The following is a 22,660-nucleotide window of genomic DNA, read 5'->3' as shown; positions in this document are numbered from 1 at the left end:
GTATGGCTTATCACCACCAGATCAACACCAGAAGGGGTGGCGCGCGATAGGATATTTGGGAGGGAAACCTCGATGCTGCCTCTGTTGCGCTTAAGCGGATATGGTTGGATCACCGCCGGACGCGTCGCGCGATCTGATCGGCCAGGTGTTCGGAATCCCGCGCGATTCCCGAGAAGCGGCCGGAGCCCCAGCTATGCAGCCAGGGCAGGCCCAGGAAATAGAGGCCCTCCTGGTCGGTGACGCCGCGCCGGTGGCGCGGTGCGCCGCGCTCGTCGAACACCGGCAGCTCGACCCAGGAGAAATTCATCCTGAAGCCGATGCACCAGATCACGCTGGTGATCCCGAGTGCGGCGGTATCGATCGGCGTGCGCTCGGTCCCAGGACCAGATGGGGGGCGCCAGGGTGGCGTGTAGGCGGCCTCGACCGGCGCCTCGATCGCAGACTTGGCAATCCAGCCATCGATGCTGCGCTTGATGCTCTCGCCGACCTCGTCGGCGGCATCGAGGTTGTGCGCCAGATCGGGCGCCACCGCGACGCGGCCGCCGTGCATGCCGGTGAGCTTGCCGTAGAGCTGCATGCCTTCGGTGGCGCGCAGGCGTAGGTCGATGTCGCGGCCGCCATCGCGCCCGGTGACGTAGTGGTTGGTCTTGTCGCGCACGCCCTCGCGCAGCGGATGCTCGTCGACCGGGATGTCGTAGTAGCCCATCAGGTGCAGCCATTCGACGACATCGCGGCCGCGATAGCGCCGGGCCACGCGCGGCGCCTCGCCGACGCACAGATGCACCGCGCGGCCGGCCAGATGCAGGTCCTCGGCGATCTGGCAGCCGGACTGGCCGGTGCCGACCACCAGGACGGCGCCCTCGGGCATGCTGTCCGGGGAGCGGTACTCCGAGGAGTGGATCTGCAGGATCGTCGGATCCAGCGCACTCGCATAGGACGGCACGATCGGATCGTGGTAGCCGCCGGTGGCAACGATCACCTGGCCGGCGAGCATTTCGCCAGCCTCACTGCATACACGATACCCGGCATCGTTGCGCTGCAGCGCGACCACCTTCGCGCCCTTGCGAACCGGAGCGCCAAAGGAGGCGGCATAGCCCTCGACATAGGCCACGATCTCGTCGCGGAGCATGAAGCCGTGCGGGTCGCGCCCGGCATAGGGATAGCCGGGCAGGGTGCATTGCCAGTTCGGCGTCACCAGGCAGAAACTGTCCCAGCGCTCGTGGCGCCAGGCATGCGCGGTCGCGTGCTGCTCGAGCACGACATGGTCGATGCCGCGTTGGGTCAGCTGCCAGCTGGCGGACAGGCCGGCCTGTCCGCCGCCGATGATCACGACGTCATGCATCGCGGCTGGCGTGTCGCCCACGATCGGCCTGTCCTTCATAGGATGAATTCCGTCACTGCAACGGCGGTGTCCGGGGCGTACTGCGAGGCCAGCCTCTCGATGGCCCTGAGCTGCCCGATGGCGCGCGAGCAGGGCATGCCGTATTTTTGCTGCACGCGGTCACTCGCGATCCGCAGCGCCGTGCGGGCGCGGTCCAGGAAATCCGGCAGCGGGTAGGTGCCCCCGGCCGCAAGATGCTCGCGAATGACCAGGGATGGCGAATAGCACAGCGTCTCGCCGCCATCCGGCCAGCGCACCCTGAACCGCATCTCAGGCATCGGCCAGCTCCCGGTGGTGGTAGTAGCCGGCGAGATGCGCCGTCGCGACCTCGTCCCAGGCGAAGCGCGCCGCCCGCACCGGGCCATGCCGGTAGGCGCGCTGCGCGCATGGCGGCTGCAAGGCGCGCAGGATCGCCGACGCGATTTCCGCATCGTTGCGCGGATCGACACGCAGCGCATCCGGCGGGTCCAGATATTCGTCGAAGGGTGCCCCGTGCGGCGCGACCACCGGAATGCCGCAGGCCAGCGCCTCGAGGATGCAGAGCCCGTAGCCTTCCTGCAGGGACGCAAAGCACAACAGGGCGGCGGACCGGTACAGCGCCGGCATGTCCGCATCCTCGATCACGCCCGCCAGGATGACGCGATCCGCGTAGCCCGAACGGTCCAGCACGGCCGCGAATTCGCGTCGGTAGGCGCTGTGGTCGAGCAGGCTCGCGCCCCCCGCGATCACCAGCCGCAGGCCGGGATGGGTCTGCGCGCGCATGATGCGCAGGAAGGCGCGCAGCGTGCCGAGCGTGTTCTTGCGTTCCTCGATGCCGCCGATCGCCAGCACGAACCGTTCGCCGCCTGGCAGCAAGCGCGTCCGCAGCGCCGCATCGCGATGGTCCGGACGGGGCGTGAAGCGCCGTGTCTCGACGCCGTTGCCGACCACGACGCTGCGTCGCCCGTAACGCGCGGCGATGATCTCGCGCCACATCCTGCTGACACAGAACAGGCCACGCGCCCGTTGCACCGCCATGTCCTGCCATCGTGCCAGCACCGGATTGCGGAACGGATCGAGATGATGCACCGTGCGCACGAAGCTCCTGATGTGGCCGGCACCTTCCAGGTCCGACAGGGCCAGTGCGGAGATCGGATCCTGGGCGTGCAGCAGGTCGTAGTGCCGCGTGCCCAGGAAGTTCGTGATCTCGGCGCGCCGTGTGCGCACCAGCGTCTCGGTTCCGGCCTGGGCGACCGGGGCCGCGGGGATCAGCAGCGTCCGGCATTGCGGTGCGCGGAACAGCGACGCGCCGGGTGTCGCGGGCGCCAGCAGTGTCGCCTCGATGCCTCGCGCGGTCAGCGCCTCGGCGAGATTGAGCGCGTGCACGACGCCGCCGCGAGGATTGGTGGAATGCGCCAGGATGCCGACCCGCAGCCCGCTCATGCCGCGCCCACACAGCCGGTCAGCGGAGACCGCGCGAGGTCCCACACCGTGGCGCGGGCGCCGTGGCGCCGCAGGTCGACGCGCGAGCCGGCCTCGCAATGCCCGATCGCGGTGCAGGCGATGCCGCGTTGCCCGAAGCGTGCGATGATCGGCCCGGCATTGTCCGCCGTGCAGCTCAGCAGGAAACCGAACGAGGGAAAGGCGGTGAGCCAGCGTTCGAGGTCGGCGCCGTCCGGGCGTGGCACCGCATCGACCTCGATGGCAAGGCCGATCCCGGAACCCTCCGCCAGCATGATCGCGGTGCCGACCAGGCCGCCCATGCTGATATCCTTTGCAACCCGGCTCAGTCCGGCTTCGGCGATGGCCGGGAGCAGGTCGAGATCCTGGCGCAGGCGTGCGGCATCGGGACAGTCCGAGCTCGCGTCCCACCAGGCGAATGGCTCATGGTAGCGCCCGCGCAAGTCGATGGCGGCGAGCAGCGTCTCGCCCGGCCTGGCATCGAAGGAGGTCAGCAGCGCGCGCGCACGTCCGAGCACGGCAACGCTGAGCTGCTCATCGGCGGCGCGGGTGTTGCTGTGGCCGCCGACGATGGGCACGCCGTAGCAGGCGCCGGCATCGCGCAGGCCGTGCAGGATCGGCACGGCGTGCTCGCCGTCGCGCGCGAACAGCGCGTCCACCACGGCGAGTGGCCGGCCGCCCATGGCGGCGATGTCCGACAGGTTGACCATGACGCCGCACCAGCCGGCGAAATACGGCTCGCGCGCGATAACGGCCGGCAAGAATCCCTCGATGGCGAGCAGCAACCAGCCATCGCCGTCGGGAATGGCGGCGCAGTCATCGCCGACGCGCACGGCATTCTCGGCAAGCCCGAGGGACGCCACCACCGGCGCGATATCCTGCTTGTGCAGCAGCCCGATCCCTGCGCGCAGCGCGGTGGCAAGCGCCTGCAGGCTCACGCGGCAATCCGGCGCTGCGGGCGCACGAAGCCGAGCGTCTCGCGGCCATGCGGCAGATACCGGACAAGGTCGGCCTGCATGAGATGATGCGGGCGGCCGTGCAGCATGACCGCGTCCAGCGAGTGCCAGTGCAGCCGCTCGAAGAACGCGACATTCTGTGTCTGCACATGGGCGAGGAAGCGCTCGCAGCCGCGCGCGCTCGCGGTGCAGACCGCGAGCCGCACCAGCTCGGCGCCGATGCTGCCGATGCGCCGGAAATGCCGGTGTACACCCAGGCGCGAGCCCCACCACAGGCCCGGTTCCGGCTGGTGGATGCGCACCACGCCGACCACCCCGTCGGCGGCCCCGGCGATGCAGCTCAACGCCACGATCGGCGTGGCAACCTCGTCGATGCCATCCCGATCGTCACCCGCGAAGATGCCCTGCTCGTCGCAGAAGATCGCGCGGCGCAGCCGGTCGTGCCCATGCCGCTCCCACGCCTCGCAGGCGAGCTTGACGCGATACTCGCCCGGCACGAAGGGCAGGATCGCGTCCTCGTACAGGGTGAGACCGGGCGCCATCTCAGGCGGCGCTCTCGTATGCAGCCCTCTCGTAGGCGGACTGGGAGGAGCAGGCGCCGCAGCGGCTGCACCCGGCCTTCACGTCCGTCGAGAGCAGGTGCCCGTCGCGCAGCATCCGGCCGAGCGGCGCCAGCACCGAGCGCATGAAGGCCGGGCTCGGTGGTGCATGGGCTTCGAGCGGCGTGCCGCTGATCGGCACGAACGGCACCACGAACGGATGCACGCCGATGCCGACCAGGGTCTCGCACAAGGCGAGGATTTCCGCCGCGGTGTCGCCGAGGCCCGCGAGCAGGTAGGTGCTGACCTGGCCGCGCCCGAACACCGGCACCGCGTCGCGGAACGCATCGAGATAGCGCGCGACGCTGACCGTGGCCTTGCCCGGCATGATGCGTGCACGCACCGCCTGCGTCGCCGCCTCGAGATGCATGCCGAGGCTGTCGACGCCGGCGTCGCGCAGGCGCGAATACCACGCGGCATCGCGCGGAGGCTCGCACTGTGCCTGTACCGGGAGCGCCACCGCCGCCTTGATCGCGTGCGTGCTCTCGCACAGCAAGGCGGCGCCGCGATCGACGAGGTTCGGCGTGCCGGTGGTCAGCACCATGTGCCGGACGCCGTCGAGCAGTACCGCGGCGCGCGCGACCTCCGCCAGTTGCGCCGGCGTCTTGTGGGCGATGGTGCGGCCGGCTGCGAGCGACTGGCCGATGGCGCAGAACTGACAGGCGGTGCGGCGGTCGGCGGTGCGGATGCAGGTCTGCAGCACCGTGGTCGCCAGCACGTCGGTGCCGTGCAGCAGGGCGATCTTCCAGTACGGCACGCCGTCCGAGGTCTGCAGCCCGTAATATCGCGGCTGCGGCGGGAAGCTGATGCGGCCGACCGGGGCGCCGTCCCGCAGCAGCATCACGGCGCCGTCCTCACCGGGCGGCGAGGCGCTGAACGGCGAGCGGTGCGACGAGGCCGTATGGATCGGCACCATGACGGTCTGGCCGGCGAGCTGGATCGCCTTGTGGTCGGACGGTCCGGCGCCGCCGCGCCGTGACGCGGCCCCGTCGGTGTCAGTCAGCCGCATCCCGAGTGACTGCAGCTCGGTCAGCAGGCGGCTCGCTGGCATGGTCGACGAGGGTCGCGTGGCGGGCAGCAGCATGGTCGCTCCTCATCTCCTGGGTGGTGTGCGTCTCGCCCCTCGCATGCAGCAGCGAGAGCAGCTCGGGACGCGCATAGTGGCCGACGCTGTCCATCATCCGCTTGCGCTTGGTGATCAGCGCCATGTCGAGGTCGGCGATCACCATCCCCTCGCCTTCGCGCAACGGAGGTGCCAGATGGTCCCCTTCCGGCGAGATGATCGCGGAGAGGGTGCCGCCGCGCAGCGCCTTGTGCATCGCGATGTCGGGCGTGATGGCGTGCAGCTGCTCGGGGTCGAGCCAGCCGGTTGCATTGATGACGAAGCAGCCGGCTTCCAGGGCGTGGTGCCGGATGGTGACTTCCATCTGGTCGGCGAAGATCTGCCCGACCATCGAGCCCGGGAACTGCGCGCAGTGGATCTCCTCGTGCTGGGTCATCAGCGCGTAGCGGGCGAGGGGATTGTAGTGCTCCCAGCAGGCGAGCGCGCCGACGCGGCCGACCCTGGTCTCCACCACGCGCAGCCCGGCGCCGTCGCCCTGGCCCCAGATCATCCGCTCGTGGTAGCTCGGCGTGATCTTGCGGCGGTGGAGCAGCAGGCTGCCGTCGGCGTCGAAGACCAGCTGCGCGTTGTACAGCGAGCCGTGGTCGCGCTCGTTGATGCCGAGCACCACCACCATGCCGGCCTCGCGCGCGGCGTCGGCAACCGCGTCGGTGAACGGGCCCGGCACGCCGGGCGCGTTCTCGTACAGGCGAAGATGGTCGGGCCCGATCAGCACCGGCGCCTTCACGAACGAGAAATATGGATAGTACGGCACGAAGGTTTCCGGGAACACCGCGATCTGGACGCCCTCGCGCGCTGCGTCGCGGATCGCGGCCAGCACCTTCTCCTCGGTACCGGTGCCATCGTCCAGCACCGGCACCAGCTGGATGGCGGCGGCCCGGACCGTGCGCCTTGGAGCCGCCATCCGCGTCAGACCGTCCAGGTATCGATGATGACGGCGTTGTCGCGCTTGTGGATCAGCATGCAGTCGAGCACGTCGAGCGGGTTGATCGGGCGGATGCCTTCCATCAGCGACGGTTCGCCATGGCCGTACAGCGCCTGCAGCGAGAACCGGCAAGCATACACCTTGCCGCCTTCGTCCATGAACTTGCGGAGCTGGTTGTTGAAGTTCTGGTGGCCCGGGAAGGCCTCGTCGCCGAGACGCGGGAAGCCGCGCAGCACGCCCAGGGTGACGCCGGGGCCATACAGCAGGATGGAGGTCTCGTAGCCCTTGCGCTGCAGGCGGGTCGCCTGCAGCAGGTTCACCAGGCCGATCGAGCCCTCGAAGGCGACGGTGTGGAAGGTCACCAGCGCCTTTTCGCCGGGCTTCGCCTTCACGTCCTCGAAGACCTTCTCCTCGTAATCGACGAGGGCGTCGCCCAGCTCGTGACGCTTTGCTTCTACTGCCGGCATGTCTCGAAGCCTTTCGTTGCAATCACGGCATGGCCAGCAAGCGTTGTGCCAGGGCCGTCCTGGCGCACGGATCCCGGCAGTTTCCCCGCATTGCCCATATAAAGCTGTGGCTGCTGGGCGACCCTGCACCCGGATCCGGCAGATCCTGGCGTTGGCGGAGGCAACTGCTCCGCCCTCGGGCATATTTCTGCGATCAGGTAACCGAGGTGCGGCGCGGGACGTAGAAGGAGTGCGACTGTAACAAGGCGGGGCTGCGGCCCGGAGGCTTCGATGTTGAGATCCTTGCTGGCTGCGTCTGCATTCCTGGTCATCGCGGGCGCAGGCATCACACAAGCGAGAGCGCAGGCCGGCAGCATGGCGGCCCCGAATGCGACAAGTTCACCGAATGCGATCCAGCCATCGCCGAATGCGATGCAGCCGTCGCCGAACGCCATGGCCCCCGCACCGAATGCGGCTCCGAATGCCATGGCCCCCAACAGCATGTCGTCGGGCGGCATGTCGCCGGGCGGCATGTCTGCGAACACCATGGCGCCCAACACCATGGCGCCCAACACTATGGCGGCGCCGCGTGCCGCAGCCCCTGGCAACACGATGGCGGCTCCCCCGCACCAGTAGCCGGCGGCGCCTCTGCTGCTATGCTGGGGGAATGGAGACGCGCTTCGGGGCGGCGGTGACCGGCCAGGTCCCGGACGAGCAGATGCTTTCGCATCGCATGACGGCGGCGATCGGCGGCGACGCTGCCGCCTACCGCACCCTGTTGCGTGACTGCGTGCCGCTCATCGCCGGCATCGCCCGCTCGCAGGGCGTCGGGCGGGACCTGATGGACGACGCCATCCAGGAGACCCTGCTCACCCTGCACCGGGCCCGGGCAACGTATGATCCGGCGCGCCCCTTCCTGCCCTGGCTGCGCGCGATCGCCCGGCATCGAGCGGTCGACGTGCTCCGCCGGCAGGGGCGCGCCCGGTCGCGCGAGGTGCATGACCAGGCAGCCTACGAGGTGCAGCAGGACCCGGCGCCGCCGGCAAGCGAGATGATCGCGCGCCGGCAGGAAGGCCACGTCTTGCGCGGCATGATCGACCAGCTCCCCGCCGGGCAGCGTCAGGCGGTCGAGCATCTCGGGCTGGCCGAGCGGTCGCTCGAGGAGACGGCGCGCCTGACCGGGCGCAGCAAGGGCGCGCTGAAGGTGAATTTCCACCGGGCACTCGCGGCGCTGCGGCGGCGGTCGGGGAGCGGCCCTGATGTCTGACACGCACATGGCCGACCGGCTCATCGATCGCCTGTCGCTCGACCTGCGCCCGGTGCGGCCACTGCCCGGCCCGGGACGACGCGCGGCGCTCTGGCTGGCTGCGGTCTGCCTCATCGGCCTGGTGCTCGCGGGTTTTTCCGATCTCGGCCGGATGTGGGCCAGGCTGACCGCGACTCCGGACATGGCGATGGCCGCCGCCGGCGCCGCCGCTTCGGCCGCGCTGGCGGCAGTGGCGGCGTTCATGTCCAGCCTGCCCGATCGTTCCAGGCTGTGGTCATTGCTGCCGCTGCCGACGGTGGCCCTCTGGGTCGGCGCCAGCGGCCTTGGCTGCCTGCGCGGCTACGCCCTGCCTGGCACGATCGTCGAGCCGCCAGGCGACGGCATGTCCTGCCTCGTCTTCATCCTGGGTTTCTCGGTGCCGCTCTCGGCGCTGCTGGTGCTGATGCTGCGGCGCGCCTGCCCGTTGAACCCGAGCCTGACCGCGGGGCTGACCGGCCTTGCCGCCGCCGCCGCTGCCGCCACGCTGCTCAACCTGTTCCATCCGTTCGACGCAGCGGCCACCGATCTCGCGGTGCACGGGGTCGCGGTGGCGCTGGTGATCCTGCTCAACCGGGTCCTGGGCGGCCGGCTGCTGAATTAGGCAAGCATCCGCAAAGGGTGTTCGATCTTCCGGACGAGGCTGCCTGAGCCAGCCCGTCGTCCCATCCAGAGCCGGAGCCGGAACCATGCAGATCGCGCTCTACGCCTTTCCCGTCCTTGCCGGCGTGCTGAACGCGATCCATTCCGGCACCAACGCCCAGCTGACCAACAGCATGGGACGGCCCTGGTGGGCGGCGGCGTTCGTCTGCCTGGTGGCCGGGATCGCCATCCTGCCCGGCGTGCTGATCAGCCGGGAGACCCTGCCCTCGATGGCCAGCATCGCCGGCACGCCCTGGTGGGCCTGGCTCGGCACGGTGATCGCCGCGGTGCCGGTGATCACCACCCTGCTGTTCGCAGGGCGCCTGGGCGGGGCGGCGTTCAACGGCCTCGTGGTCACCTCGACCATCGTGACCTCGATCCTGCTCGACCATTACGGCCTGCTCGGCTTCAAGACCCACCTGGTCAACATCTGGCGCATCGTCGGCGCGGTGACGATGATCGCAGGCCTGACGCTGGTCTGTGTGTTCTGAGGCTTCAGGTTGTCAGGCGGCGACGGCCGGGTCGGGCGCGCGTCGGCCGAGGCTGCCATAGACCGGAACCCCGGCCACCGGCGGCACCAGCCGCAGGTCGCGGCTCGACAGCACCAGACGGCCGTCGAAGTCTGCAGGCATCGTGGCGAGCTTCAGCTTGGCCGCCGCCTCGATCAGCATGCGGAAACGGTCGAACGACCGGCGGCGCAGGCTCATGCTCGATGCGGCGTCGAGACAGGCCACCGCCTCGAGCGCCTCGTCGGACACGTTGCAGGTGATCAGGTGGATGCCGTTCCTCACCTGGAACCAGACCAGTTCCGGATCGAGCGGCGCGGGAACGGCTCGGGCTGCCATCAGGACCGGACTTTCATGGGCCAGGCTCTCATTTGCCGGAGTTCTTGGCGGGCAGCGGCCGCACGGTCTTGCTCTGGATGAAGGCCGAGGGCGGGACGACGACAGTCTTGGCAGCCTTGGGCTTCTTGATCTCGCGGTTGCCGCGCTTCTGTCCTTTAGCCATGAAACTCTCCTGCAATGGTATGCCACATGATCTAATCGATCACGATTTGCGTACCGTCCGACACAGGCAGCGCCGGCTGCGGCGCCGGAAGCAAGGCGCGCGTGATCGAACCGTGGCACGTTTCCGTGGAGGACTGAGACTGCGACGTTCCGGTACAGCGGATTGTATCGACTGCCGCATTGCCACAAGGCGCGATCAGGCGAATCCGTTGATCTGACACAATAGCGACACGGGCGACATATTACAATGCCAAAACATCGTCAGTTCGTGGCGCGCGGTCCGGCTGCGGGCAGGCCGGCGAGTTGCCGCCAGCCATCCTCGTCGAGGCTGGCGATCCCGAGTTCGGCCGCTTTTCTCGCCTTCGAACCGGCGTCGGCGCCCAGCACCACGATGTCGGTTTGCTTCGAGACGCTGTCCGTGACCTTGGCACCCAGCCGCTCGGCCATCGCGCGCGCCTCCGGGCGGGTCATGCTCGTGAGCGTTCCGGTGAAGACGATGGTCTTGCCGGCGAGCGCACCGCCTGCCACCGGCTTCTCGCTCTGGATCGTCAGCAGCCCGGCCAGTTCGTCGACGCCGTCGCGGTTGTGCGGCTCGGCGAAGAACGCCGCCAGCTCGTCGGCGATGCCGCCGCCGATGCCGGTGATCGAGCCGAGTGCGAGGCGCGCATCCGAGCCAATGACCGTCGCCTCCTGCATCTGCGCGCGCCATGCCGGATAGGCGACATAGTGCCGCGCCAGCAGGCGGGCGTTGGTCTCGCCGATGCGGCGGATGCCGAGACCGAAGATGAAGCGGGCGAGCGGGATCGTGCGGCGCGCCGCGATGGCGCGTGTCAGGTTGGCCGCCGAGATCGCACCCCAGCCCTCGCGGGCGGCGATCGCCTCCTGGTGCCCAGCCAACCGGAAGATGTCGGCCGGACGCCGGATCAGCCCCTCGGCATGGAACTCCTCGATGGTCTTCTGGCCGAGCCCGTCGATATCGAAGGCCGCGCGCGAGACCAGGTGGATCAGCCGCTCGACCGCCTGCGCCGGGCAGACCAGGCCGCCGGTGCAGCGCCGCACCACCTCGCCGGGCCGCCGCTCGGCGCGGCTGCCGCAGGCGGGGCAGGTTTCGGGAAACACGTAGGCCGGACCACGCGGCGGATCGTCCGCACCGGCTGGCATCACGCCCAGGATCTGCGGGATCACGTCGCCGGCGCGGGCAACCTGCACGCGGTCGCCCGGGCGCACATCCTTGCGCGCGATCTCGTCCTCGTTGTGCAGGGTCGCACGCGTCACCAGCACGCCGCCGACATTGACCGGCTGCAGCACCGCGACCGGTGTCAGCGCGCCGGTGCGGCCGACCTGGATGCGTATCTCCTCGAGCCTGGCGATCGCCTGCTCGGCGGGGAACTTCCAGGCGGTCGCCCAGCGCGGCGCGCGGCCGGCGAAGCCGAGCCGGGCCTGCAGCGCGAGGTCGTCGATCTTGTAAACCACGCCGTCGATGTCGTAGCCGAGCCCGGAGCGGTCGCGCGCCATGCGCTCCTGGAACGCCTCCGCCGCCGCCGCATCCTCCAGCCGCTCGGACAGCGGATTGACCGAGAAGCCCCAGGCCTCGAGCTGCCTGAGGAAGTCCCAGTGGCTGGCCGCGACCGGCTCGCCGGAGCGACGCCCCTCCTGGAAGCCACTTGCGTAGGCGAACAGCGACAGCGGGCGCGCCGCCGTGATGCGCATATCCAGCTGCCGCAGCGACCCCGCGGCGGCATTGCGCGGGTTGGCGAACAGGCGCTGGCCTGCGGCAGCCTGCGCCTCGTTCAGCGCCAGGAAGTCGGCCTTGGCCAGGAACACCTCGCCGCGTATCTCGATCAGCTCCGGACCGCCGCCATGCAGCCGTGACGGGACCGAGCGCATGCTGCGCACATTGGCCGTGACGTCCTCGCCGGTGGCGCCGTCGCCGCGGGTGGCCGCACGCACCAGGCGGCCGCGTTCGTAGGTGAGGCTGATCGACAGGCCATCGATCTTGGGTTCCGCGACCAGCGGCAATGGCTCCTGCGTCATGCCGAGAAAACGACGCGCCCGCGCGATGAAGCCGTCGAAGTCGGCGCGGTCGAACACGTTGTCCAGCGACAGCATCGGCACCAGGTGCGCGTGCTTCGCGAACCCCGCCTCGGGTGCCGCGCCTACACGCACCGATGGGCTGTCGGCACGCACCAGCGCCGGATGCAGCCGTTCGATCGCATCATTGCGCCGTCTCCGCGCGTCGTAGCCGGCATCGTCGATACTCGGCGCGTCGCCTCCATGATAGGCGCGGTCGTGCCATGCGATTTCGGCGGCGAGACGTTCCAGTTCGGCTGCTGCCTCGACTTCGGTCAACGCGTCCGGCGCCACCTCCGGCAGCGCCCCCCCGGTCTTCAAGCGGGCCGTCTTCAAGCGGGGCGCCTTCAAGCGGCCCGGCTTCAAGCGGCCCCCAGCAGGCTGTCGGCAGCGGCGCGGGCGGCCTCGGTGATGGTCTCGCCGGCCAGCATGCGCGCGATCTCCTCGCGGCGGGCACGGCCGTCGAGCGGCTCGGCGCGGGTCTCGGTCCTCTCGCGCGCCATGTGCTTGCTGATGCGCAGATGCTGATCGCCGCGTGCCGCCACCTGCGGGCTGTGCGTCACCACCAGCACCTGCACGTCGCACGCGATCGCCGCCAGCCGCTCGCCGACCGCCGCTGCCGTCGCGCCGCCTACGCCCGCGTCGACCTCATCAAAGATCAGCGTCGGCACCGCCGACCGCCCCGCCAGCACCACCTTCATCGCCAGCATCAGCCGCGAGAGCTCGCCGCCGGAGGCAACCCGCGCCAGCGGTCCGGGCTCCTGGCCGGGATTGGCGGCGATCAGGAAGCTCGCCTGCTCGGCGCCGCGCAGGTTCCAGGCCTCGGGGGCGAGTTTCGGCAGCGCGACCCTGAAGCGCGCCCGCTCGAGGCGCAGCGGCCGCAACTCGGCGGTCAGTGCCGCCTCCAGACGCCGGGCTGCCGCGGTGCGGGCGGCGGTCAGGCTGGCGCAGGCGGTCTCGTAGCCGGCGCGCGCCGCCCGGACCGCGCCGTCGAGCGCCTCGAGCTGCGCGTTGCCATCGTCGAGCGACGCCAGCCGCGCCTGCAGCTCGGCAAGCAAGCCCGGCAGCTCGACCACGGCAACGCCATGCTTGCGCCCGGCAGCCCGCAGCGCGAACAGCCGCTCCTCGGTCTGCTCCAGCAGTCCTGGGTCGGCCTCGTGGTCGCTGGCGAGCCGGTCGAGCAGCGTCTCGGCCTCGGCCAGCGCCTCCTCGGCATGGTCGAGGGCTGCCAGGGCGGCGTGCAAAAGCCCCTGCGGCGAGGCCGGATCGGCCTGGTCCGGCGGCGGATCGGACGGCGCGGGCAGCAATCGCTGCAGGGCGCGGCTGGCGGCTCGCAAGGCAGCCGCCGGCCCGTGGTCGCGGCGGTCGCGCGGCGTGATCTCGGCAAGTGCCGCCGCGATCGCCTCGGCGCGCCGTTCGCCCCGCTGCAGCGACTGGCGGGTGCCGGCGAGCGCCGCCTCCTCGTCCTCCTGCGGTGCCAGGTTCGCGAGATCCTGCAAGGCGTTGCGCAGCCAGTCCTCCTCGCGCGCGGCCTCGTCGAGCCGGGCGCGGGCGGCGGCCAGCGCCGCGGTGGCCTCGATCCAGACCCGGTAGTGCCGGGCGACCGTCTCGCGCAGCTTCGCGTGCGTGCCGTAGGCGTCGAGCAGGTCGAGATGCGTCGCGGCGTCGGCCAGACCCATCTGCTCGTGCTGGCCCTGTATTTCGATGAGCAGGGCGGCCGCGCGGCGCAGCAGCCCGACGCCCACCGGCTGGTCGTTGATATAGGCGCGCGAGCGTCCGTCCGGCATCACGATCCGGCGCAGCACCAGCGGCTCGCCGGCCTCCTCGGCGGCCAGCGCCATGCCCTGCTCGGCCAGCAGGGCGTGCAGCGGGTGGTCCGGCCCGATCTCGAAGCAGGCGGTCACGCTGGCCTGCGCCGCACCGTTGCGCACCAGCGAGGCGGCCGAGCGCTCGCCGAGGGCAAGGCCGAGACTGTCCAGCAGGATCGACTTGCCGGCTCCGGTCTCCCCGGTCAGCACGGTCAGTCCCGGATGCAGCACCAGGTCGAGCTTCTCGATGAGCACAACGTCACGGATCGAGAGCAGGGTCAGCATGCGGGTGCCGGTCTGACCGTCCCTTTTCCCTCAGAAAACGGAGTTCCAGGCGCGGCTGAGGAACCCCGGATGCGTGGCCCGGGTCGCCGTCGGCATCGGGCCGTTGCTGCCGGGCGCCGGCATGTTGGCAGCCAGCGCCTTCGCCGAGCGCAGCTCGCGATAGCTAGTCTGGTACCAGGGGCTGCCGGGGTAATTGTAGCCGAGCACGCTGGCGGTGCGCCGTGCCTGGTCGGTCAGCCCGAGCTTGAGGTAGAGTTCGACCAGCCGGGACAGCGCCTCGGCGGTATGGTTCGTGGTCTGGAAGTCCTGCACCACGCGCTGGTAGCGGTTGATCGCGGCCTCGTAGTAGTGCTGGCTCTCGTAGTAGCGGCCGACCAGCATCTCCTTGCCGGCGATATGGTCGCGGCACAGGTCGATCTTCAGCCGGGCGTCGCGCGCGTAGGCACTGTCGGGAAACCGGGTCACCACTTCCTGCAGCGCCGACAACGCTTCCACGGTGCCCTGCTGGTCGCGGCTCACATCGGCGATCTGCTCGTAGTAGCACAGCGACCGCAGGTAGTAGGCGTAGGCGGCGTCCTTGCTGGTGGGATGCAGCTGCAGGAAGCGGTCGAGCTGCGACACCGCATCCGGATAGCTGTTCTGCAGGTAGTAGGCGTAGCCCTCCATGAGCTGCGCGTTCGAGGTCCAGGCGGAATACGGGAAGTTCTGCTGGATGGCCTCGAACTGCGCCTGCGCCAGCTGGTAGCGCCCGCCGTGCAGGGCGTCGATGCCGTTATTGTACAATGTCTCCGGGCTCTGGTTCGGCTGGACCGCGATGTCCTTCTGGGAGTGCGAGCTGCTGAACGGGTTGATCGCGTTCAGCGTCGAGCAGCCGGTCAGCAACAGCGCCAGGGCGGCGGCCGGCACCGCCCTGGTGGCAAGTGTAGCGGAGGGTCGGGGGATGCGCGACATGCCGGCTCTTCCAAAAGGGCCCGCCTTATATCATGCAGCGCCCAAGCGAGAAGAGCCGGTCCGCCGTCAGCCAGGCTCTTTGGAGGAGAGGCGGTCAGTCAGGCGGCCAGGCTTACGTCCGGAAGAACCCCGCGGCCGCTGAGGCGCCACGCCGAGCTATCCGACAGCAGGGCGTGCAGCAGGCGGTTGTTCAGGCCGTGCCCGGACCGGTGGCCGATGAAGGCGCCGCGGATCGGCTGGCCGGCGAGGGCAAGATCGCCGATCGCGTCGAGCAGCTTGTGGCGGACGAACTCGTCGCGCCGACGCAGGCCGGCCGGATTGAGCACGCGGGCATCGTCCACGACCACGGCATTGTCCAGCGATCCGCCCCGCGCGAGCCCCGATGCGCGCAAGGCCTCGATCTCGCCGAGCATGGTGAAGGTGCGGCAGTCGGCCACTTCGTTGCGGAAGGCGCGGTCGGTCAGCGTCATGCTGCAGGCCTGCCGGCCGATCGCCCGTGCCGGGAAGGCGATCGAGAGTGACAGCGAGAGACAGGGCTGGGTCGCCGGGCGCAGCTCGGCGAAGGCCGCGCCGTCCTCGACCCGGATCCGCCGCAACACCTCGATCATGCTGCGCGCGCCCTGCTGCTCCTGGCGCCCGGCGCAGTCGAGCAGGAACACGAAGGGCGCCGCCGAGCCGTCCAGCACCGGGATCTCGGGTCCGTCGACCTCGATGATGGCGTTGTCGATCAGGCAGCCGGCCAGGGCGGCCATGACATGCTCGACGGTCGCGATCCGGGCCTCGGGCTGTTCGCGGCTGGCGATCACCGTGCTGAGGCGCGTGTCGATCACCATGTCGTGCCGGGCCGGCATGCGGATGCCGAGATCGACGCGGTGGAAGACGATCCCGCTATCGACCGGCGCCGGCCGCAAGGTCAGGCGGATGGTCCGCCCGGTATGCAGGCCGACACCGACACAGGAAATCGGATTGCGCAGCGTGTGCTGCCGGACCCGCCCGAAACGGATCGGCATGTCGGCGGCAAGCGACGGGAACGCCTCGGCGGAGCCTCCGAGTGCGGACTGTCCCGCCAGGTCCAGTCCCGCCAGGTCCAGTCCCGCCAGGTCCAGTCCCGCCAGGTCCGACCCCGCCAGGTCCGACCCCGCCAGGTCCAGCCCTGACCGGGCCAGGATGGTCTCCACGCCGTCGTCGCTGCCAGTCGGCTGCAGGCTCTCGAGCGTGGCCAGACCATCCATCAGCAAACCTCGTTTCCCGTGCATCGGTCCCGGGCCGCAGCGCGGCAGAAGGGTCCAATATCGTTGAGTCTATGTCTAGACGCAGCGACCAGCCGGTGACGAGTCAACGATTATTGCCGACTATTTCGTCCTAACCCGATGAACGCGAACGGTTTTTTGTATCAAAAACAGATCGGCCGGCTGGTTGCCCAGCCGGCCGGTTGTCCGGTGGCGCTGATCAGGATTGGCGACGCAGGAAGGCCGGGATATCGAGGCCGGCCTCCTCGGCTGCGACCGGGCGCACCGTCGCCGTCGGGGCCTCGGCGCGGTCCGGGCCTGCCTCGTGATGATAGGGATCGTTCAGCTGCGGCTCGGCGCGGCGTGGATCGTGCGTCATCTGCGGCGAAGCTCCCGGCATCGGTGCGGCGCCCCGGCGCAGCGCGCCGGTCACGATGCCGAACAGGCTCCGGCTCGGCGCCGGCGCCGGCGCCGGCTCGGTGTGGCCGCGCGGCGGCTCGGAGAACAGCCCCGAGCGTGGCGATGCGGCGCGCAGGCCCGAGGCAAGCTGGCCCGCTGCCTGCTGCGACGGCAGCGGGTTTGGCAGGGCGCTCGGCGAGGGTGCCTGCGCGTAGTCCTGCTCGTCATGCCGCGACCCGGCGCTGGCATAACCGCCATGCGACGACTGCGACGGGGCGGCGTAGTTCGGCGTCGGCGCCGGGGCTTCCGCCGCGGCCGCGAACTGCGACCAGTTGTCGCTGGCATGACCCGGTGCATGCCCCGGACGCGGACCCTGCTGGGTCAGCACCGGCGCACCGATCGGCCCGGTCGCCGGCACCGCCTTGCGCGCGGGACCGCCGAAGCGCGAACCGCCATAGGCAGGCTGCGGCGCGCCATGCCCGATCGCTCCCGGCGTCGGGTACGGGATCGGCTGGCTGATCTGGGCGGCGTCGTTCATGCGCGGCCGGTCGGCATGCACCACCGGCGTGTCGATGCCGGTCGCCACCACCGAGACGCGTATGCGCCCGGTCAGGCTCTCGTCGATCGCCGAGCCGAAGATGATGTTGGCGTCCTCGGCGACTTCCTCGCGTATGCGGTTGGCGGCCTGGTCCACCTCGAACAGCGTCATGTCGTCGCCGCCGGTGATGTTGATCAGCAAGCCCCGCGCGCCCGCCATCGAGGTGTCCTCGAGCAGCGGGTTGGAGATCGCGGCCTCGGCGGCGCGGATCGCGCGGTTCTCGCCGTCGCTCTCGCCGGTGCCCATCATCGCCTTGCCCATCTCGGCCATGACGGTGCGGATGTCGGCGAAGTCGAGATTGACCAGCCCGGGCGCCACCATCAGGTCGGTGACGCCGCGCACGCCCATGTACAGGACGTGGTCGGCCATCTTGAACGCCTCCTTCCAGCCGGTGCGCTCGTTGGCCAGGCGGAACAGGTTCTGGTTCGGGATGACGATCAGCGTGTCGACGAACTGCTGCAGCTCGGAGATGCCGGTCTCGGCCGCCTTGCCGCGGCGCACCCCCTCGAAGGTGAACGGCTTGGTCACCACGCCCACCGTCAGGATGCCGCGCTCGCGCGCCATCCGGGCGATCACCGGCGCCGCCCCGGTGCCGGTGCCGCCGCCCATGCCGGCGGTGATGAACACCATGTGCGCGCCGTCGAGATGGCGGGCGAGCTCGTCGGCAGCCTCCTCGGCGGCGGCGCGGCCGATCTCAGGTTTTGCACCGGCCCCCAGGCCCTGGGTCAGATGCGGCCCGAGCTGGATGCGGCGGTCGGCGCGGCTGTGGGTGAGCTGCTGGGCGTCGGTGTTCGCCACCACGAACTCGACCCCCTGCAACTGCAGCGCGATCATGTTGTCGACGGCATTGGTGCCGCCGCCGCCGACGCCGATCACGGTGATGCGTGGCGTGAAGTCCGAATAGGTCTGCTGCGGCAAGGTCAGGTTGAGGGTCATGAAGGCGTCACTCCGGGCTTGAGGACCCTGGGGTATTCTGGGGGGGCACCCTGGGGGTCAGTGTAGGGAGGCGTCCGTCTCGGGTCACCCGATTCGGTTGATGGCGCGGCGATGCTGCCGTCGGTCTGTGCGGCCGCGCGCATCAGACGTACTCGCGCAGCAGGTCGACCAGCCGGCGCAACAGGCCGGAGGGTCGCGGTTCGCTCAGGTCGATGTCGTGCAACGTGCGACCGCTGCCGGCGGCAAAGGCGAGCAGCCCGCTCGCGGTGGCAAAGCCGGGTCCGCCCGCGTCCGCCGGCAGGCCGCGTATGTTGGTGGGCACCCCCAGCCGTACCTTGCGGTCGAGCACCCGGCTGGCCAGCCGCTGCACGCCGTCGAGCTGGCTGGCGCCACCGGTCAGGACGACGCGCTCGGCCGCGGCGCGTCCGACGCCAGCGCTGTCGAGACGATCCCGCAGCAGTTCGAACGTCTCCTCCAGGCGAGGCCGGATCGCCCTGACAACCTTCGAGCGCGGCATGCGATTGAAGCTGTGCTCGTCGACGCCGATCTGCTGCACCTGCAGGATCTCGCGCTCGTCCTCGCTGCTGACCTCGGCGTTGCCGAACACCACCTTGAGCCGTTCGGCGCTGCCCAGCGGCGTGGACAGCATATGGGCGATGTCCTTGGTGACGTGCAGGCCGCCGACCGGGAGCTGCGCGGTGTGCAGCAGCTGGTTCTCGGCGAACATCGCAAGCTGCGTGGTGCCGCCCCCCATGTCGATGACCGAACAGCCGAGTTCGCGCTCGTCATCGGCCAGCACCGACAGGCCGGACGCGAACGGCGCCGCGACCAGCTCGGTGATGCCGAGGTCGCAGCGCGCGATCACCGCAGCGAGGTTGCGCAGCGCCATCGCGCCGGCGTCGATGACATGCAGCCTGGCCGCGAGCTGGTCGCAATGATGCCCTCTGGGATCCTCGACGCCGCCGACCTCGTCGACGATGAAGCCGAGCGGCAAGGCGTGGATGATTTCGCGTCCGTCGGTGGCGGCGCGATGGCGGCCCTCCGAGACGATCCGGCGTATGTCCGCGTCGGCGATGACGCGGCCGCCGACCGGCCAGCGCACGTTGAACAGCCGACTCTCCGGCTGGCCGCAGGTCAGGCTCACGGTGACGCTGCGCAGATGATGGTCGGCGGCCTCCTCGGCCTGGCCGACGGCGGCGCGTATGGCGCGCTCGGCCTCGCGCAGGTCGGTGATGCCGCCGAGCCGCACGCCGCGGCTGCGCTGCCAGCCGCAGCCCATGACCCTGAGCGTGCCGTCCGGCTCGCCGCGGCCGATCAGGCAGGTGACCTTGCTGGTGCCGATATCGAGCACGCCGAACATCCCCGGCCGCCAGTCGCGATGGCGACGCGGGTCGGGTGGCGACAAGGCGAGGGACCGCCGGCCACCGTCCTGGCCGCCGGCGCGCGCATCGGCCAGCGCCAGCGCGCGGGTCTGCGTCGCCTCGGCCGCCTCGGCCTTGCGGGCCAGCGCCTTGCGCGCCCGCCGCGTGCGGCCCTTGGGCGCCATCGGCTCCTGCGGGACGTGCACCTGCAGTTGCGTCCCGGGCTGGTCGCGGCTCTGGTGTGGCGGGACCTGGTCCTGCGGCGCCCGGTCCTGCGGCGCCCGGTCCTGCGGCGCAGGGGGGCGGGTGAGCTCGTTCAAGCCGGCCTCCTCAAGGTCGTGGCGCTGTCCGGCGCGGCCCGGTCCCGAGCCGGTGCAGGCCCGGGCTCCTGTTCGCCGGGCTCCTGCGCGTGGTCGAGCGGCGGCCGCCCGGCTTCCGGCATTCCAGGCGGCGTGTCGGTCGCCGGCGGCAGGCGGACGCGAAGCTGCAGCCGGTCCGGCAGGCGCAGGTCGATGTTCACCAGCGGGCGCTCGAGCAGGTGCAGGTGCGCCTCGAGCAGGGCCAGCCGGGCCAGCGCCGGCACCTCCTCGCCTTCCGGCAGCAGCACGTCGGCGCCGCTGCGCAGGGTCAGGTTCCAGCGGCGCTGCCCGACCCGCACCGCGGCCACGACGCGGCTGCGCACCGCCGGCTGCCCGTCGAGCGCGTCGATCAGATCGGCCGCAGCCGCAGGCGCGCCAGATCCGACCACCAGCGGCAGCTGCGCGAACGCCTCGGCATCCTTGCCGTTCATGCCCTGCTGCGCCACCACCTGGCCGCCGCGGTCGATCAGCACGAAGCGGCCCTGGTTCTGCCAGACCGCGAACGGCCGGCGCTCGACCAGCTGCACCAGCACGGTGCCCGGCAGCCGGCGCTCCACCGTCGCATGCTCGACAAAGGCGAGCCGGTCGATGCGGCGGCGCGCTTGCTCGACCGAGAAGCCGAGCAGCGGATCGCCGCGGGTCACGCCGAGGGCTTCGAGCACCGAGGCCTCGGGCTGCATGTTGCGGCCCAGCACCACGATCTCGTTGACGCGCAGCCCGCTGACCCGCCCCAGCTCTGCCCGCATCGGCGCGAAACTCTGCTCGCTGCGCATGGCATGCTCGACATGCACGGCAGCGCCGCCGGCCGCCAGAGCCAGTATGGCGAGCAGCGCCGGCTTGATCAGGCGGCGCTGGCGCCGGGCAAAGATGAGCAGCCGGGACGGGCGGTCCATCGCACCCGCGGCAGGGCCGTAGCCGGAGCGGACCCGCCTCACGCGCGGCATGCGGCGTGCTCCACCATCCACGCACAGAGCGCCGCGAAGTCCATGCCGCAGAACGCGGCCTGCTCGGGGAGCAGCGAGGTCGGCGTCAGGCCGGGCTGGGTGTTGACCTCGAGGATCACCAGCCGGCCCGGCGCCCCGTCGCCTGCTCCCGCTTTGTCAGACCGGGTGTCGTCGTAGCGGAAGTCGGTGCGGGTGGCGCCGGTGCAGCCGAGCGCGCGGTGTGCCGCCAGCGCGATCTCCAGCGCCTGCTCGAACGCCACCGGATGGATCACGGCCGGCAACTGGTGCTGCGAGCCGCCGTCGGCATATTTCGCGTCATAGTCGTAGAAGCCGTGGCTCATCGCCGGGTTGGGCGTGATGTCGGTGACGGTGAGCGCGCGGTCGCCGATCACCGCCACCGTCAGCTCGCGGCCGGGGATGAACTCCTCGACCAGCGCGTTCGGCCCGTAGCGCCAGCCGGCGGCGATCGCGGCGCGCGAGTTCGAGCCCTCGCGGATGATCTCGACACCGACCGAGGAGCCTTCGTTGACCGGCTTGATGACGAACGGCCGCGGCAGCGGGTCGGCGCTCGCGAGATCGGCGATTGCCACCAGGCCACCACGGGCGACCGGCAGCCCGGCGGCGGCGAACACCGCACGGGCCGCGTGCTTGTCCATGGCCATCGCGGAGGCCCGGATGCCGGAATGGGTGTATGGAATGCCAATCCAGTCGAGCACGCCCTGGATCGCGCCGTCCTCGCCGAAGCGGCCGTGCAGGGCGTTGAACACCACGTCCGGACGGTCGGCGTCGAGTTCGGCCAGCAGGCGGCGCAGGTCGGGTCCGGCGTCCAGCGCGCGCGCGTCATAGCCGCTCTCGTTCAGGGCGCGCAGCACCTGAGCGCCGCTCGACAGGCTCACCGCCCGCTCGGCCGACAGGCCGCCCATCAGCACGGTCACCTTGCGGCTCCGCAGCGCGGCGTGGCTCATGGCGGGACTCCGATGCGCTTGATCTCCCAGGCCAGTTCGACCCCGGACGTCGCCTGCACCCGCTCGCGCACCTGCTCGCCGAGGGCTTCCAGGTCGGCAGCGGTGGCGCGGCCGGTGTTGAGCAGGAAGTTGCAGTGCTTCTCGCTGACCTGCGCGCCGCCGAGCACGAGGCCACGGCAGCCGGCGAGGTCGATCAGTTCCCAGGCGCGGCGGTCGCTCTCCCTCGGGTCGGGATTGCGGAAGGTCGAGCCGCCGGTGCGCGCGCGCACCGGCTGGGTCGTCTCGCGCGCGGCGCGGATCTCGGCGATTCGGGCCGTGACCAGCGCCCGGTCGGCGGCCTCGGCGCGGAACCGTGCGCGCACCACGATGGCGCCGTCCGGCAGTGCCGAATGCCGGTACGAGAAGCCGAGCTGCTGCACCGGCAGCCGCAGCAGGTCGCCGCCGCGGGTCACGATCTCGGCCCAGTCGAGCACGTCGGTGATCTCGCTGCCGTAGGCGCCGGCATTCATCGCCACCGCGCCGCCGACCGAGCCCGGGATGCCGGCCAGGAACTCCAGGCCGCGCAGCCCGGCGGCCGCGGCATGCTCGGCGATCGTCATGTCGAGGCAGGCGCTGCCGGCGACGATGCCGTCCGGCTCCACGACAACGTCCGAAAAACCACGCGCGAGCTTGACCACGATGCCGCGCAGGCCGCCGTCGCGGATGATCAGGTTCGAGCTGGCGCCGATGGTCATCACCGGCAGCTCCGGCGACAGGTCCGCCATGAAGCCCGCGAGGTCGTCGGCATCCTCCGGGCGCACCAGCACCTCGGCCGGCCCGCCGACCCGGAACCAGCTCTGCGCCCCGAGCGGGGCGTTCGCGGTCACCCGGCCGCGCAGCGGCGGCAGCAGCGCGAGCAGGCCGTCCCCGGAGCGGTCGTGTGGCCGCATCGCG

General features: G+C 70.7%; 23 protein-coding genes. 4 read left to right on the top strand and 19 right to left on the bottom strand.

From position 1 onward, the window contains the following. Window positions 1–109: 109 nt before the first annotated feature. The 8 genes from ACQY4O_RS08035 to ACQY4O_RS08000 are packed head-to-tail and all read right to left on the bottom strand — an operon-like array spanning window position 110 to window position 6,891. Complete coding sequence (locus tag ACQY4O_RS08035) at window positions 110–1,381, bottom strand: MSMEG_0569 family flavin-dependent oxidoreductase (RefSeq protein ID WP_428375660.1); 1,272 nt, start codon at window positions 1,379–1,381, stop codon at window positions 110–112. After that, window positions 1,378–1,659, bottom strand: coding sequence for an MSMEG_0570 family nitrogen starvation response protein (locus ACQY4O_RS08030; RefSeq protein WP_428375659.1), 282 nt, complete (start codon window positions 1,657–1,659; stop codon window positions 1,378–1,380). Before ACQY4O_RS08030 ends, ACQY4O_RS08035 begins: the two co-directional genes overlap by 4 nt. Continuing rightward, a complete protein-coding gene (locus ACQY4O_RS08025; protein ID WP_428375658.1) occupies window positions 1,652–2,803 on the bottom strand; it encodes an MSMEG_0565 family glycosyltransferase in 1,152 nt (383 codons plus the stop codon). The genes ACQY4O_RS08030 and ACQY4O_RS08025 overlap by 8 nt, the downstream gene beginning before the upstream one ends. Then, window positions 2,800–3,759 (bottom strand): sll0787 family AIR synthase-like protein, encoded by a 960-nt coding sequence (locus ACQY4O_RS08020; RefSeq protein WP_428375657.1) that lies wholly within the window; start codon window positions 3,757–3,759, stop codon window positions 2,800–2,802. Before ACQY4O_RS08020 ends, ACQY4O_RS08025 begins: the two co-directional genes overlap by 4 nt. Next, a complete protein-coding gene (locus tag ACQY4O_RS08015; RefSeq protein WP_428375656.1) occupies window positions 3,756–4,319 on the bottom strand; it encodes an MSMEG_0567/Sll0786 family nitrogen starvation N-acetyltransferase in 564 nt (187 codons plus the stop codon). Before ACQY4O_RS08015 ends, ACQY4O_RS08020 begins: the two co-directional genes overlap by 4 nt. Window position 4,320: 1 nt before the next feature. Next, a complete protein-coding gene (locus tag ACQY4O_RS08010) occupies window positions 4,321–5,427 on the bottom strand; it encodes an MSMEG_0568 family radical SAM protein (RefSeq protein ID WP_428375655.1) in 1,107 nt (368 codons plus the stop codon). After that, window positions 5,372–6,403 (bottom strand): Nit6803 family nitrilase, encoded by a 1,032-nt coding sequence (locus tag ACQY4O_RS08005; RefSeq protein ID WP_428375654.1) that lies wholly within the window; start codon window positions 6,401–6,403, stop codon window positions 5,372–5,374. The genes ACQY4O_RS08010 and ACQY4O_RS08005 overlap by 56 nt, the downstream gene beginning before the upstream one ends. 5 nt (window positions 6,404–6,408) lie before the next feature. Then, window positions 6,409–6,891: an MSMEG_0572/Sll0783 family nitrogen starvation response protein gene (locus tag ACQY4O_RS08000; protein ID WP_428375653.1), complete on the bottom strand. Its 483-nt coding sequence runs from the start codon at window positions 6,889–6,891 to the stop codon at window positions 6,409–6,411. 270 nt (window positions 6,892–7,161) lie between these two features. Between ACQY4O_RS08000 and ACQY4O_RS07995 the strand changes: the two genes are divergently transcribed. From ACQY4O_RS07995 to ACQY4O_RS07980, 4 genes are all read left to right on the top strand, one after another. Then, the gene (locus ACQY4O_RS07995) at window positions 7,162–7,506 is read left to right on the top strand and encodes a hypothetical protein (protein WP_428375652.1); all 345 of its coding nucleotides are present in this window, start codon (window positions 7,162–7,164) and stop codon (window positions 7,504–7,506) included. Window positions 7,507–7,537: 31 nt separating this feature from the next. Further along, window positions 7,538–8,137: a sigma-70 family RNA polymerase sigma factor gene (locus ACQY4O_RS07990; protein WP_428375651.1), complete on the top strand. Its 600-nt coding sequence runs from the start codon at window positions 7,538–7,540 to the stop codon at window positions 8,135–8,137. Next, a complete protein-coding gene (locus ACQY4O_RS07985) occupies window positions 8,130–8,777 on the top strand; it encodes an NrsF family protein (RefSeq protein ID WP_428375650.1) in 648 nt (215 codons plus the stop codon). Before ACQY4O_RS07990 ends, ACQY4O_RS07985 begins: the two co-directional genes overlap by 8 nt. A gap of 85 nt (window positions 8,778–8,862) precedes the next feature. Continuing rightward, window positions 8,863–9,306: a DMT family transporter gene (locus tag ACQY4O_RS07980; RefSeq protein WP_428375649.1), complete on the top strand. Its 444-nt coding sequence runs from the start codon at window positions 8,863–8,865 to the stop codon at window positions 9,304–9,306. Window positions 9,307–9,318: 12 nt separating this feature from the next. Here the strand turns inward: ACQY4O_RS07980 and ACQY4O_RS07975 are convergent, their stop codons facing one another. From ACQY4O_RS07975 to murB, 11 genes are all read right to left on the bottom strand, one after another. Next, entirely contained in the window at window positions 9,319–9,660 is a 342-nt protein-coding gene (locus tag ACQY4O_RS07975; RefSeq protein ID WP_428375648.1) for a DUF1488 family protein, read from the bottom strand. 28 nt (window positions 9,661–9,688) lie between these two features. Continuing rightward, entirely contained in the window at window positions 9,689–9,823 is a 135-nt protein-coding gene (locus tag ACQY4O_RS07970) for a hypothetical protein (protein WP_428375647.1), read from the bottom strand. A gap of 260 nt (window positions 9,824–10,083) precedes the next feature. After that, the gene (ligA, locus tag ACQY4O_RS07965; RefSeq protein ID WP_428378142.1) at window positions 10,084–12,171 is read right to left on the bottom strand and encodes an NAD-dependent DNA ligase LigA; all 2,088 of its coding nucleotides are present in this window, start codon (window positions 12,169–12,171) and stop codon (window positions 10,084–10,086) included. 83 nt (window positions 12,172–12,254) lie between these two features. Beyond that, window positions 12,255–13,985, bottom strand: a complete 1,731-nt coding sequence (gene recN, locus ACQY4O_RS07960; protein ID WP_428375646.1) for a DNA repair protein RecN — start codon at window positions 13,983–13,985, stop codon at window positions 12,255–12,257. A 30-nt stretch (window positions 13,986–14,015) separates the two neighbouring features. Continuing rightward, on the bottom strand, window positions 14,016–14,936 hold the full coding sequence (locus ACQY4O_RS07955; RefSeq protein WP_428375645.1) for an outer membrane protein assembly factor BamD: 921 nt from the start codon (window positions 14,934–14,936) through the stop codon (window positions 14,016–14,018). Between the two features lie 98 nt (window positions 14,937–15,034). Continuing rightward, window positions 15,035–16,168 (bottom strand): UDP-3-O-acyl-N-acetylglucosamine deacetylase, encoded by a 1,134-nt coding sequence (gene lpxC, locus ACQY4O_RS07950; RefSeq protein WP_428375644.1) that lies wholly within the window; start codon window positions 16,166–16,168, stop codon window positions 15,035–15,037. A 217-nt stretch (window positions 16,169–16,385) separates the two neighbouring features. Further along, complete coding sequence (gene ftsZ, locus ACQY4O_RS07945) at window positions 16,386–18,098, bottom strand: cell division protein FtsZ (RefSeq protein WP_428375643.1); 1,713 nt, start codon at window positions 18,096–18,098, stop codon at window positions 16,386–16,388. Window positions 18,099–18,240: 142 nt separating this feature from the next. Then, on the bottom strand, window positions 18,241–19,779 hold the full coding sequence (ftsA, locus tag ACQY4O_RS07940) for a cell division protein FtsA (RefSeq protein ID WP_428375642.1): 1,539 nt from the start codon (window positions 19,777–19,779) through the stop codon (window positions 18,241–18,243). Beyond that, complete coding sequence (locus tag ACQY4O_RS07935; RefSeq protein WP_428375641.1) at window positions 19,776–20,762, bottom strand: cell division protein FtsQ/DivIB; 987 nt, start codon at window positions 20,760–20,762, stop codon at window positions 19,776–19,778. Before ACQY4O_RS07935 ends, ftsA begins: the two co-directional genes overlap by 4 nt. Further along, a complete protein-coding gene (locus tag ACQY4O_RS07930) occupies window positions 20,750–21,727 on the bottom strand; it encodes a D-alanine--D-alanine ligase (protein WP_428375640.1) in 978 nt (325 codons plus the stop codon). Before ACQY4O_RS07930 ends, ACQY4O_RS07935 begins: the two co-directional genes overlap by 13 nt. Next, entirely contained in the window at window positions 21,724–22,656 is a 933-nt protein-coding gene (gene murB / locus ACQY4O_RS07925) for a UDP-N-acetylmuramate dehydrogenase (protein WP_428375639.1), read from the bottom strand. The genes ACQY4O_RS07930 and murB overlap by 4 nt, the downstream gene beginning before the upstream one ends. Window positions 22,657–22,660 lie beyond the last annotated feature (4 nt).

This window comes from Lichenicoccus sp., from assembly GCF_965277665.1.
GTDB lineage: Bacteria > Pseudomonadota > Alphaproteobacteria > Acetobacterales > Acetobacteraceae > Lichenicoccus.
Note: the sequence above shows the minus strand (reverse complement) of the source record. Positions and strands in the feature narration are given on the sequence as shown.